10 protein-coding genes are annotated in these 12043 nt (G+C 73.6%); 2 read left to right on the forward strand and 8 right to left on the reverse strand.

All coding sequences use genetic code 11. The annotated features are described in order from the left end of the window. Positions 1-19: 19 nt before the first annotated feature. From IE251_RS24665 to IE251_RS24700, 8 genes are all read right to left on the reverse strand, one after another. Positions 20-1450, reverse strand: coding sequence for a 3-hydroxybutyrate oligomer hydrolase family protein (locus IE251_RS24665; protein WP_189755188.1), 1431 nt, complete (start codon positions 1448-1450; stop codon positions 20-22). A gap of 133 nt (positions 1451-1583) precedes the next feature. Further along, positions 1584-2852: an extracellular catalytic domain type 1 short-chain-length polyhydroxyalkanoate depolymerase gene (locus IE251_RS24670; RefSeq protein WP_189755189.1), complete on the reverse strand. Its 1269-nt coding sequence runs from the start codon at positions 2850-2852 to the stop codon at positions 1584-1586. A gap of 194 nt (positions 2853-3046) precedes the next feature. Next, positions 3047-3949, reverse strand: coding sequence for a universal stress protein (locus tag IE251_RS24675; protein ID WP_189755190.1), 903 nt, complete (start codon positions 3947-3949; stop codon positions 3047-3049). Positions 3950-4066: 117 nt separating this feature from the next. Beyond that, entirely contained in the window at positions 4067-4309 is a 243-nt protein-coding gene (locus IE251_RS24680; protein WP_030783943.1) for a DUF397 domain-containing protein, read from the reverse strand. Positions 4310-4430: 121 nt separating this feature from the next. Next, positions 4431-5597 carry a thiolase family protein gene (locus IE251_RS24685; RefSeq protein ID WP_189755191.1) on the reverse strand — a complete coding sequence of 389 codons (1167 nt, stop codon included), beginning with the start codon at positions 5595-5597 and terminating at the stop codon, positions 4431-4433. Further along, a complete protein-coding gene (locus IE251_RS24690) occupies positions 5594-6664 on the reverse strand; it encodes a thiolase family protein (protein WP_189755192.1) in 1071 nt (356 codons plus the stop codon). The genes IE251_RS24685 and IE251_RS24690 overlap by 4 nt, the downstream gene beginning before the upstream one ends. Beyond that, on the reverse strand, positions 6661-7602 hold the full coding sequence (locus IE251_RS24695) for a Zn-ribbon domain-containing OB-fold protein (RefSeq protein WP_189755193.1): 942 nt from the start codon (positions 7600-7602) through the stop codon (positions 6661-6663). The genes IE251_RS24690 and IE251_RS24695 overlap by 4 nt, the downstream gene beginning before the upstream one ends. Before the next feature lie 15 nt (positions 7603-7617). After that, positions 7618-8418: a crotonase/enoyl-CoA hydratase family protein gene (locus tag IE251_RS24700; protein WP_189755194.1), complete on the reverse strand. Its 801-nt coding sequence runs from the start codon at positions 8416-8418 to the stop codon at positions 7618-7620. A 180-nt stretch (positions 8419-8598) separates the two neighbouring features. Here IE251_RS24700 and IE251_RS24705 point away from each other — a divergent pair, with 180 nt between their 5' ends. Both IE251_RS24705 and paaK read left to right on the forward strand, forming a co-directional pair. After that, a complete protein-coding gene (locus IE251_RS24705) occupies positions 8599-10215 on the forward strand; it encodes an acyl-CoA synthetase (protein WP_189755195.1) in 1617 nt (538 codons plus the stop codon). A gap of 267 nt (positions 10216-10482) precedes the next feature. Next, entirely contained in the window at positions 10483-11787 is a 1305-nt protein-coding gene (gene paaK, locus IE251_RS24710; protein WP_189755196.1) for a phenylacetate--CoA ligase PaaK, read from the forward strand. Positions 11788-12043: the final 256 nt, after the last annotated feature.

The raw sequence follows: 12043 nt of genomic DNA on the forward strand, positions 1-12043 counted from the left end.
TGGGCGCCCGGGAGACGGGCTATCCCAGCGGGCAGCTGGTGAGCAGGGTAGCGGGGGTCGCGCCGGGCGGGCGGACGACCGTGTGGTCCGCCGGGGGACGGCCCGCTCCGGCGATCCAGCGTTCCAGGGCGGTGAACGCGGCACGATGGCAGGGCACCATCGGGCGCAGCCGGTCCGGGAAGGTGTCGGCCAGGGCGTCGGTGTGGGTGCCGTCCTCGATGCGGTAGTAGCGCAGCAGGGAGCCGCGGCCGGCCGCGCGGACCATGCGGGCGTAGACGTCGGAGTCCTGGCTGATGGGGAGCAGCACGTCGAGGGTGCCCTGGAGGGTGATCAGGGGTTTGCCGATGCGGCCGGTCAGGGCGATGCGGGCGACCGCCCGGTGGACGGCGGCGGGGCGGGCCGGGTAGGCGTAGTCGGCGTCGCAGCCGGGGGTGCCGGAGGCGCAGTACGGGGTGCCCGCCTCGGTGTCGCCGTCGTAGCCGGGGTCGAGTTCCTCGCGGTAGAGGCGCTGGGTGAGGTCCCAGTAGACCTGGTGGTGGTACGGCCACAGGAACTCGGAGCCGGCCGGGTAGCCGGCCCGGTGCATCGCCGCCGTGGCCTCGGCGGCCCGGGGTCCGCCGGCGGCGTGGTCGGGGTAGTGGCGCAGGGCGGCCGGCAGGAACGTGAGCGGGTTGGGGCCGTCGGCACGCCACAGGGTGCCCTCCCAGTCGACCCCGCCGTCGTACAGCTCGGGGTGGTGCTCCAGCTGCCAGCGCACCAGGTAGCCGCCGTTGGACAGGCCGGTGGCGAGGGTGCGGGCCGGGGGCCGGTGGTAGCGCCGGGTGACGACGGTGCGGGCGGCCCGGGTGAGCTGGGTGAGGCGGGTGTTCCATTCGGCGATGGCGTCGCCGGGCCGGCGGCCGTCGCGGAAGAAGGCCGTGCCGGTGTTGCCCTTGTCGGTGGCGGCGTAGGCGTAGCCGCGGGCGAGGACCCAGTCGGCGATGGCCCGGTCGCCGGCGTACTGCTCGCGGTTGCCGGGGGTGCCCGCGACGACCAGGCCGCCGTTCCAGTGGTCGGGCAGCCGGATCACGAACTGGGAGTCGTGGTGCCAGCCGTGGTTGGTGTTGGTGGTGGAGGTGTCCGGGAAGTAGCCGTCGATCTGGATGCCGGGGACGCCCGTGGGGGTGGGCAGGTCCTTGGGGGTGAGGCCCGCGTAGTCGGCCGGGTCGGTGTGGCCGGAGGCGACGGTTCCGGCGGTGGTCAGCTCGTCGAGGCAGTCGGCCCGCTGACGGGCGGCGCCGGGTACGCGCGGCAGGGCGCGTCCGGCGCAGTGGGCGTCCGGGTTTCCGGGGCCGGCGGTCGTGGCGCCGGCCGGGGTGACCGGGAGGGCCAGGAGCGCGCAGACGGTCGCGAGCGACAGGGCGCCGAGCGGGGTGCGTCGGGCGCGGTGTTCTCTTCGGTGCGGAAACATACGCTCCTCCGGCGGGTTGGGGACGCGCTGGAGGCTAGAGGCGGTGTGGGGGTTCGGGACATGTGCGGGGCCGCCATGATGGCGGCCCGTTCGGCGGTGTCGGCCACCATGGCGGCGCATGTGACCGCCGACGTCAGGGGCATCCGCTGTCGGCGAGGGTGAAGTAGCCCGTGGGTGATTCCTTCAGGGTGTGGGTGACGAACGTGTTGTACAGACCCATGTTCTGGCCGGAGCCGACGGCGTAGGTGGAGCCGCCGCTGGTGGTGGCCCGTCCCGCCTGGACGTGGGTGTAGTTGCTCGCCGTCCAGCAGGCGGCGGAGCCGGGGTCGCCCGGGCCGGGGCCGCCCGGGTCCGGGTCACCGGGTCCGGTGGTGTCCAGGCCGAAGAACCGGGCGATCCAGCGGCTGGAGCAGATCGAGTCGAGGAAGTACGGGGCGCCGGTGCCGCCGCACTGCTCGGCGCCGGTACCGGGGTCGACCGGGGTGCCGTGGCCGATGCCGGGGACCCGGTCGACCTCGACGGCCACGGTGCCGTCGGCGGCCAGGTACTGGTCCTGCCGGGTGGCGTCCGGCCCGATGACCGTGGTCCGGGCGGGCGTCTGGGACAGGCCGTGCAGGGCGGTCCACTGGTCGCGCAGTTCGGTGGCGTTGCGCGGTACGACGGTGGTGTCCTGGTCGCCGTACCAGATGGCCGTACGCGGCCAGGGCCCGGTGTACGACGGGTAGGCGTCCCGCACCCGCCGGGCCCAGTCGGCGGGGCTCCGGTCGACGCCGGGGTTCATGCAGAGGTAGGGGCTGCTGTCCTTGGTGCAGTCGTAGGGCAGGCCGGCGACGACCGCGCCCGCGGAGAAGACATCGGGGTAGGTGGCGAGCATGACGGCGGTCATGGCGCCGCCGGCGGACAGACCGGTGACGTAGACGCGGCCCGGGTCGGCGCCGTAGGCGGTGACGGCGTGGCCGACCATCTGCCGGACGGACAGGGCCTCTCCCTGGCCGCGCCGGTTGTCGCCGGACTGGAACCAGTTGAAGCACTTGCTCACGTTGTTGGCGGTGCCGGTCTCGGCGAGCACCAGCAGGAAGCCGTCCTCGTCGGCGAGCCGGGGCAGTCCGGAGTTGTCGGCGTAGAGCTGGGCGTTCTGGGTGCAGCCGTGCAGGGCCACCACCACCGCGGGGTGGGCCGGCAGGGTGGCGGGCCGGTACACGTACATGGTGAGGGCGCCCGGGTTGGACCCGAAGTCGCCCACTCTGGTGAGGGTGACGGCGGCGCGGGCCTGGGGGGCGGGGGCGGCGAGCGCGGTGCCGAGGACGACGGCGAGGACGGCGAGCAGGCGGGGCAGGAAGCGGGACAGCGGCCGGATGCGGGGGCGCGCTGCGGGGGTCGCGCGCAACGGGGGCAGGGGCATGGCGGCTCCTTCGGCGGACACACGGACCCCGGCCGCTCCGGCGCGGGCGGCGCCGGAAGCGGCGGGGGTGGCGGAACCGTAGGCGCGGGTGTGCCCGGACACCATGGCGTCGCACCCCACAACCGGCTGAGCGCCGGTCGGCTCCGGGGGGATTGCGGAGCGCGGTGCGGCCTGCTAGGCCGCCTCCCCTGGTCTCATTCCTGGTGCGGGGCCGGTGGTACCACCGTGACGGGGCTTGCCGCGTGCAGCAGTACGGCCTGGGTCACCGAGCCCATCATGCGGGCCGGGGCGAGCAGCCGTCGCCGGTGCCGGCCGACGACCACGAGTTCGGCGTCCTTGGAGGCGGCGACCAGGTGGCCGGCCGCGTCGCCGGGCAGCGCCTCGGCGGCGGCGCGGACTTCGGGGTGGCGCTCGCGGTGCGGGGCGAGGAAGCCGTCGGCGAGGGTGCGGGTCTCGGCCGCCACGGCGTCCTGGTCGGCCGGCGGCGGCACCGGCTGGCCGGGCGCGGACCAGGTCTGCGCCGGCCACGGGTAGGCGGCGATCACCTGGAGCCGGGCGTGGCGCCGGGCGGCCTCGGCGAAGGCGAAGGCGAGGACGTCCTCGTCGGGGCTGTCGGCGTGCAGTCCGACGACCACCCGGGGCCCGGCCTCGGCGTGGCCCTCCCCGTGCACCTCGCGGCCCGGTGGGGGCACGACGACCACGGGGCACCGGGCGTCCCGGGCGGCGGCGAGGCCGTTGGAGCCGAGCAGCAGGCTGGCGAAGCCGCCGCGGCCCCGCGAGCCGAGCACCAACAGCTGGGCGTCGTCGCCGAGTTGCGGCAGGACGGCACCGGGTACGCCCTCCAGGGCGACGTACTCCACGGCCGGTGCCCCGGTGTGGTCCCCGAGCCGGGTGCGCACCTCGTCGAGCACCGGGTCGTCCTCGGTGTCGGGCGGTCCGGCGACCAGTACGCCCGCCTGGCCCCAGGCCGCGTACTGCCGTACGTGCACCACACGCAGCGGTGCCGCGCGGCGGCGGGCGGCGTCCAGGGCCCAGTCCAGGGCGCGCAGGCTGTCGGCGGAACCGTCGACCGCGGCGATGACCGGCGTGGCGTTCATCCTTCTCACCTCCGGAACACGTCGTTCCCCTTTGCTGGGGCCAGCCTGGCTCAGGTCCGGCCCCGGCGGGGGTGCTACCGGTCGCGTGTCCGGAAATCCGGGGGTGACACCCCCGGTTCAGGTGAGATCGAACTCTCCTTCGCGGGCGCCGGAGACGAAGGCGCCCCATTCCGCGGGGGTGAAGATCAGGGACGGGCTCTCCGGCCGGTCGCTGTTGCGCATCGCGATGAAGCCCTCGACGAAGGCGATCTGGACATCGCCCAGCCCTCGGCTGCTGGACTGCCACTCTGCCTTGCTGAGGTCCAGCTCCGGCTTGTCCCAGCCCGCGAGCGGCTTGTGCTGGGTGGTGCTCTCGGCCACGTCCGTGCTCCTCCCGGTTCGTCATCCGCGGGCCAGCCTAGCGACCGGTCGCTACGGCGCACAGGGCGCGCGAGGGCGATCTTCGCGGCGGTGCGGCCCCGGTGGTGTCCGGCCGGGGCCGTCAGGAGTCGGGGGGCTCGGAGCCGACGAGCCACATGGCGAAGAACTGCGAGCCGCCGCCGTAGGCGTGTCCGAGCGCCCGGCGGGCCCCGTCCACCTGGTGGTCACCGGCCCGGCCGCGCACCTGGAGGGCGGCCTCGGCGAAACGGATCATGCCGGAGGCGCCGATGGGGTTGGCGCTGAGCACGCCGCCGGACATGTTGACGGGCAGGTCACCGTCGAGCGCCGTCACCCCGGCCTCGGTGAGTTTCCAGCCCTCACCCGCCGCGGCGAAGCCGAGGTTCTCCAGCCACATGGGCTCGTACCAGGAGAACGGCACGTACATCTCGACGGCGTCGATGTCACGGCGCGGGTCGGTGATCCCGGCCTGCCGGTAGACGTCGGCGGCGCAGTCCCGGCCGGCCCGCGGGGAGACGAAGTCCTTGCCTGCGAAGAGGGTGGGTTCGCTGCGCATGGCGCCGCCGTGCAGCCAGGCGGGCGGCCGGGGCGCGCGGGCGGCTCCGGCCCGGTCGGTGAGGACCATGGCGCAGGCGCCGTCGGAGGACGGGCAGGTCTCGGAGTAGCGGATGGGGTCCCACAACATGGGTGACGCCACCACCTTTTCCAGGGTGATGTCGTGTTCGTGGAGGTGGGCGTAGGGGTTCTTCAGGGCGTTGCGGCGGTCTTTGTAGGCGACGAGGGCGCCGATGGTGTCGGGGGCGCCGCTGCGCCGCATGTAGGCGCGCACATGCGGGGCGAAGAAGCCGCCGGCTCCGGCGAGCAGCGGCTGCTGGAAGGGGATGGGCAGGGACAGGCCCCACATGGCGTTGGACTCGGACTGTTTTTCGAAGGCGAGGGTGAGGACCGTGCGGTGGACGCGGGCGGCGATCAGGTTCGCAGCGACGAGCGCGGTGGACCCGCCGACGGAGCCGGCGGTGTGCACGCGCAGCAGGGGTTTGCCGACCGCGCCGAGGGCGTCGGCGAGGTACAGCTCGGGCATCATCACGCCCTCGAAGAAGTCGGGTGCCTTGCCGATGACGACGGCGTCGATGTCGGCCCAGGTCTGCTCGGCGTCCTGGAGGGCGCGCGTGGCGGCCTCGCGGACGAGTCCGGCGATCGAGACGTCCCGGCGGGCGGCGACGTGTCTGGTCTGGCCGATCCCGGTGACGGCCACGGGCTCCTTGCTCATCGTGGATCCCCTTCGAGTACGGCGACCAGGTTCTGCTGGAGGCAGGGGCCTGAGGTGGCGTGGGCGAGGGCCCGGTCGGACTCGCCCCGGTGGACGCGGGCGGCGGCCTCGCCGATGCGGACGAGTCCGGCGGCCATGACCGGGTTGGCGGCGAGGGCGCCGCCGGAGGGGTTGACGCGCACGCTGTCGTCCAGGCGCAGGGCCCGGCGCAGGACCACCTCCTGGGAGCTGAAGGGGGCGTGCAGCTCGGCGGTGTCGACGGGCCGTTCGAAGGCGCCCGCCCGCTCGGCGGCGAGCCGGGTGGAGGGCGAGTCGGTGAGGTCGCGTACACCGAGGGAGTGGGCCTCGACCCGGTGGTCGATGCCCCGGATCCAGGCGGGCCGTTCGCACAGGTCGCGGGCCCGCTCCCCGGCCGCGAGGAGCACGGCGGCGGCGCCGTCGCCGACGGGCGGGCAGTCGCCGGTGCGCAGCGGCCGTACGACGTAGTCGCCGTGCGGGATGCGGCCCTTGAGCTGGGCGTGCGGGTTGGCGGCGGCGTCGGCCCTGCTGCGGGCGCCGACGGCGGCGAGCGCGGCTTCGTCGGTGTGTCCGGCGTCCATGAGTGCCTGGGCCTGGAGGGCGGCGAGGGCTATGGAGTCGGGCCACAGGGGGGCGACGTAGTAGGGGTCGAGCTGGCGGGTGAGGACGTCCCGTACCGAGCCGGGTGAGCACTTGCCGTAGGAGTAGACGAGCGCGGTGTCGGCGTCCCCGGTGAGGAGTTTGGTCCATGCCTCGTACAGCGCCCAGGCTCCGTCCATCTCGACATGCGACTCGGAGATGGGCGGCCAGGCGCCGACGCCGTCGAGGGCGAGGGTGAAGGAGAAGGCGCGGCCGGCCAGGTAGTCGCTGGAGCCGGAGCAGGTGAAGCCGATGTCGGCGGTCTTCAGGCCGGTCCGGGCCAGGACCTCGTGCAGGACCGGCATCAGCATCTCGACCTCGGAGGAGTCCTCGGTGGAGCGCCGGTGGCCGGTCTGGGCGAAGGCGACGACGGCGATGTCCCGGGGGCCGGGCGCGTGGCGGCTGGTCACAGCAGCTCCTTGTACGTCTCGTAGGGGGCGTCGGGTTCGCCGCTGGGCCGGTAGTGGTCGGGGTGGCGGGCCCCCTCGGTCCACACGGGCTCCACCCGCAGTCCCATGCGGACCCGGTCGTAGGGGATGCCGCCGATCCGGGCGTGCAGGGCGAGGTCGGCGCCGTCCAGGGCGATGTGGGCGTAGACGTACGGCACCTCGATGTCGAGGTTCTTCGCTTTGATGTTGACGATGCAGAAGGTGGTGACCGTGCCCCGGGGACCCACGTCGACCTGTTCCCCTGTGGCGACGCCACATGTGGGGCAGGCACCCCTGGGCGGCACGTACACCTTGCGGCAGGAGGGGCAGCGTTCGCCGACGATGCGCCGGGCGGAGAGGGCGTTGATGTAGGCGGACTGGGCACGGCCGGGCGAGTAGGTGTAGTCGAGGCGGGCGGGGGTGACGATGCCGGTGAGCGGGTGTGCGAAGGCGCCGGTGTGGCCGCCCGGTCGCGCGGGTCCGCCGTCGTGGGGCTCGAAGCAGGCGATGTCGGTGATGGCTCCGGTGCGTTCGGCCGCCCAGCGGACGCGCACCCGCATGCCGGTGCGGACGGCGTCGGGGCCGGGGGCGTCCAGGGCGTGCAGCAGGGCGGTGTCGGCGCCGTCGAGCCGGACCAGGACCCAGGCGAAGGGGGTGGTGAGGGGCTGGCCGCGGCGGGGGGCGTGGTTCCAGGCCCAGGTGGTGACGGTGCCGGTGGGGGCGACCTCCACCAGGTCGCGCAGTTCGGCGGCGGTGGCGGGGTCGTACTCGACGGGCGGGACGAGGGTGCGGCCGTCGGTGGTGCGTACGCCGAGGACGACGCGTTCGCGCAGGCCGGTGAGGAAGGCGCTCTGGACGGGGCCGAGGGAGCGGGTGAACGGGAACTCCACGACGAGCGGCGCGGAGAGGGCTTCGGGCATGGGGGGCTCCTCGGGTCAGGCGCGTTTGTAGAGGGGGGGCCGTTTCTCGGCGAAGGCGCGGGCGCCCTCCTTGGCGTCGGCGGTGCCGAAGACGGGCCAGCCGCGGGCGAGTTCGGCGGCGAGCCCGTCGGCCTCGGTCATGTCCGCGGTCTCGTACACGGACGCCTTGACGGCCTCCACGGCGAGCGGGGCGCAGGCATTGATCCGCTCGGCGATCTCCAGGGCCTTGGCGAGGGCGGTGCCGTCGGGCACGACATGGCCGATCAGACCGATGCCGGCGGCTTCCCGGGCGGTGTAGGGGCGTCCGGTGAGCAGCATCTCCAGGGCGTGGGTGCGCGGGATCTGGCGCTGGAGGCGGACGGTGGAGCCGCCGATGGGGAACAGGCCGCGGCGTACCTCGAACAGCCCGAAGGTCGCGGACTCGCCGGCCACCCGGATGTCGGTGCCCTGGAGGATCTCGGTACCGCCCGCGACACAGTGGCCCTCGACAGCGGCGATCACCGGTTTGCGCGGGCGGTGGTGGCGCAGCATCGCCTTCCAGTGCAGGTCGGGGTCGGCCTCGAGCCGGTCGCGGTACTGCTGTCCGGCCATGCCGTTCCCGGCCAGCGCCTTCAGGTCCATCCCGGCGCAGAAGACGCCCCGGGCCCCGGTGAGCACGATGGAGCGGACCGCGTCGTCGGCGTCGGCCTCAAGCCAGCCGTCGTACAGGCCGACGAGCATCGCGAGGGACAGCGCGTTGCGGGCGTCGGGCCGGTTGAGCGTGAGCACCAGTGTGGCGCCCTCGCGCCGCACGGTGAGGTGTTCGGTACCGGTCATGGGCCAACTCCCCTCGGTCAGAACGAGAACAGGTTGCAGTAGGCGGGAAGGCACTTCAAGGGTTTTCTGACATGCAGTCAGATTCTTTGGTGCCGAGCCTTCACAGTTGCGCCGTCCTTTGCTCTGATGACCGGCGAGCCGGCGGATGCCGGGCACGGGCGCCCGGGGTCAGGAGGAGCGGTGGAGTACAACCTTGCCGATCTGTTCGAGTCGGTCGTCGACGCGGTGCCGGACCGCGAGGCGCTGGTCTTCCTCGACCACCCCGGTACGGGCGCCGGGCGCAGACTGACGTACGCCGAGCTGGACGCCGCCGCCAACCGCGTCGCGCACCATCTGGCCGACAGCGGTGTACGCCCCGGGGAGCACCTCGGCCTCCACCTGTACAACGGGGTCGAGTACCTGCAGACGGTGCTGGCCTGCCTGAAGGCCAGGATCGTGCCCGTGAACGTCAACTACCGCTACGTAGAGGAGGAGTTGGAGTACCTCTACCGGGACGCGGACCTGGTCGCGCTGGTCTTCGACGCGGAGTTCGAGGACCGGGTGGCGGGGGTGCTGCCGCGGACGCCGCGGCTGCGGCATCTGCTGCGGGTGGGGGAAGGGACGGGCGGGGTGCCGGGGGCGGTGCCGTTCGCCCGGGCCGAGGCGTCCGGGTGGCCCGGGCGCGGCTTCCCGGCCCGCTCCGGTGACGACCTGTTCATCATCTACACCGGCGGCACCACGGGTATGCCCAAGGGGGTGATGTGGCGTCAGGAGGACCTGTTCTTCGCCGGACTGGGCGGCGGGGCGCCGACCGGGGAGCCGGTGAGGGCACCGGAGGAACTGGCCGAGCGGGTCGCCGCGGGCGGTGCCGGGATCACCTTCTTCCCCACTCCCCCGCTGATGCACGGCACGTCGACGCTCACCGCGTTCATCGGGTTCGACTTCGGCCAACGCGTGGTGCTGCACCGCAGGTTCGCCCCCGAGGAGGTACTGCGGACCGTGCAGCGCGAGCGGGTCACCAGCATGTCGCTGGTCGGCGACGCGATGCTGCGACCACTGCTCGACGCGCTCGCCGGGCCGCTGAAGGGCACGGACTGCTCGTCCCTGTTCAGTGTCTCCTCCTCGGGCGCGATCCTGTCGGAGACGGTCCGCCGGCAGTTCCGCGAACTGCTGCCGAACACCCTGCTGCTGAACAACTTCGGCTCCTCCGAGTCCGGCTTCAACGGCACCGCCACCGAGGACGCGGGGCCCGGACGGGGTTTTCGCATCCGGGTCAACTCCCGTACCCGGGTGGTGGATCCGGTGACGCGGGAGCCGGTCGCGGCCGGTGCGACGGGCCGGGTCGCACAGTGCGGGCACGTGCCGCTCGGCTACTACAACGACCCGGTGACGACGGCGGAGACGTTCTTCGAACGGGACGGGCAGCGCTGGGTGCTGCTGGGCGACATGGCGACCGTCGGCGCGGACGGCGTGGTCACCGTGCTGGGCCGGGGCTCCCAGTGCATCAACACCGGCGGCGAGAAGGTGTACCCGGAGGAGGTGGAGCAGGCGCTCAAGGCGCATCCGGATGTGTACGACGCGCTGGTGGCCGGTGTGCCGGACGCCCACTGGGGCAATCACGTGGCCGCCGTGGTCCAGCTGCGCGCCGGCGCGCCGCGGCCCTCGCTGGCCGACATCCAGCGCCACTGCCGCACCCGCCTGGCCGGGTACAAGGTGCCACGCCGGCTGGTGATCACGGACACCATCCGGCGCTCCCCGAGCGGCAAGGCCGACTACCGGTGGGCCCGGGAGGTGGCCACGGCGGTCGAGCGGCCGTGACCGGCGGGGCCGCACCGGCAGGCACCGGACCGTTTCAGTCGGCACCGGGCCGTGCCCGTGGACACCGCTCCGTCTCGGTCGGCACCGGGCCGGTCGGCGGGAAAGGTCCGCCGGGGCCGTCCGGCGTCCGCCCGGCGTCCGTCCGCCGCCGGGAAAATTCCGCAGACCCCTTGCCCGGAGGCCCGGTGGCCTGAATTACTTGCCCCAGCAGCGACGACCGAATGATCGGTCGTCCGGAATGTACGGTGGGCAGGGAGAACGTTTCCGATGACGGATGCTGCGGATCCGCTCGACGCGGGCGAACGGCTCGGGACCGAGGAGCTGCGGGCGCTCCAGCTGGAACGGCTGCGTGCCTCGCTGCGGCACGCGTACGAGCACGTGCCGTTCTACCGGGAGTCCTTCGACAAGGCGGGCGTCCGCCCGGAAGACTGCCGTACGCTCGCCGACCTCTCCCGTTTCCCCTTCACGACGAAGGCCGACCTCCGGGCGAACTACCCGTACGGCATGTTCGCCGTCCCCCGGGAGCGGATCCGCCGGCTGCACGCCTCCAGCGGCACCACGGGACAGCCCACGGTGGTCGGCTACACCGACCGTGACCTCTCCGTGTGGGCCGACCTGGTGGCGCGGTCCCTCCGGGCGGCCGGCGGCCGACCCGGCGATGTCGTCCATGTGGCCTACGGCTATGGGCTGTTCACCGGCGGTCTGGGCGCCCACTATGGTGCCGAGCGCCTGGGCTGTACGGTCGTCCCCGCGTCCGGCGGCATGACGGCCCGGCAGGTGCGGCTGATCCTGGACCTGGAACCGTCCGTCATCATGGTGACCCCCTCCTACATGCTCACGCTGCTGGACGAGTTCGAGCGGCAGGGCGTGGAGCCGCGCGGCACCTCGCTGCGGGTGGGTGTCTTCGGGGCTGAGCCGTGGACCGAGCCGATGCGGCGGGAGATCGAGGAGCGGTTCGCGATCGACGCCGTCGACATCTACGGGCTGTCCGAGGTGATCGGCCCCGGCGTCGCCCAGGAGTGCGTGGAGACCAAGGACGGGCTCCATGTGTGGGAGGACCACTTCTACCCGGAGATCGTGGATCCGGTCACGGGCGAGGTGCTGCCGGAGGGCGAGCGGGGTGAGCTGGTGTTCACCTCGCTGACCAAGGAGGCCATGCCGGTCGTCCGGTACCGGACGCGGGACCTGACCAGGCTGCTGCCCGGCACGGCCCGGGTGTTCCGGCGGATGGAGAAGATCACCGGGCGCAGCGACGACATGGTGATCCTGCGCGGGGTGAATCTCTTCCCTACGCAGATCGAGGAGATCGTGCTGCGCACGCCCGGGGTGGCGCCGCACTTCCAGCTGCGCCTGACCCGGGAGGGCCGCCTCGACGCCCTGACCGTCCGGGCCGAGGCGCGCCCGGACGCGCCGCCGGAGGTGCGTCAGGCGGCGGCCCGGTCCATCGTCGCGGCGGTCAAGGACGGCATCGGGGTGTCGGTCCGGGCGGAGATCGTGGAACCGGAGTCGCTGGAGCGGTCGGTGGGCAAGATCCGCCGGATCGTGGACCTGCGGTCCGGGGGTGACGGGTAGGCGGTTTCCACCGGGGGCGAGCAGAGTCGGCCGCGCCTCACGGCAACCCGGCTCGGCGCCACCGCGCCCTCGACCTGTGCACCCGGTTCACGGCCCGGCCGGACGCCGGGCCGTGAACCGGGTGCACGACCGCACGGGGGCCGGACGTCCACCCGCCGGGGGAACAGTCGGTCAGCCGTTGCCCTGGTCCCTTCTGTCCGGCCCGAGCGGGCGGCCGAGGCAGAGCCCGGCAGCCGGAGAGGGGGCAGGACGCCCC

Origin of the sequence: Streptomyces eurythermus (assembly GCF_014649115.1) — a bacterium.
GTDB classification, from domain to species: Bacteria; Actinomycetota; Actinomycetes; order Streptomycetales; family Streptomycetaceae; genus Streptomyces; species Streptomyces eurythermus.

Coding starts and splice junctions, on each gene's coding strand:
- IE251_RS24685 (WP_189755191.1), bottom strand. CDS start 5,597: ATGAGCAAGGAGCCCGTGGCCGTCACCGGGATCGGCCAGACCAGACAC.
- IE251_RS24700 (WP_189755194.1), bottom strand. CDS start 8,418: ATGACCGGTACCGAACACCTCACCGTGCGGCGCGAGGGCGCCACACTG.
- IE251_RS24670 (WP_189755189.1), bottom strand. CDS start 2,852: ATGCCCCTGCCCCCGTTGCGCGCGACCCCCGCAGCGCGCCCCCGCATC.
- IE251_RS24695 (WP_189755193.1), bottom strand. CDS start 7,602: ATGCCCGAAGCCCTCTCCGCGCCGCTCGTCGTGGAGTTCCCGTTCACC.
- IE251_RS24665 (WP_189755188.1), bottom strand. CDS start 1,450: ATGTTTCCGCACCGAAGAGAACACCGCGCCCGACGCACCCCGCTCGGC.
- IE251_RS24675 (WP_189755190.1), bottom strand. CDS start 3,949: ATGAACGCCACGCCGGTCATCGCCGCGGTCGACGGTTCCGCCGACAGC.
- paaK (WP_189755196.1), top strand. CDS start 10,483: ATGACGGATGCTGCGGATCCGCTCGACGCGGGCGAACGGCTCGGGACC.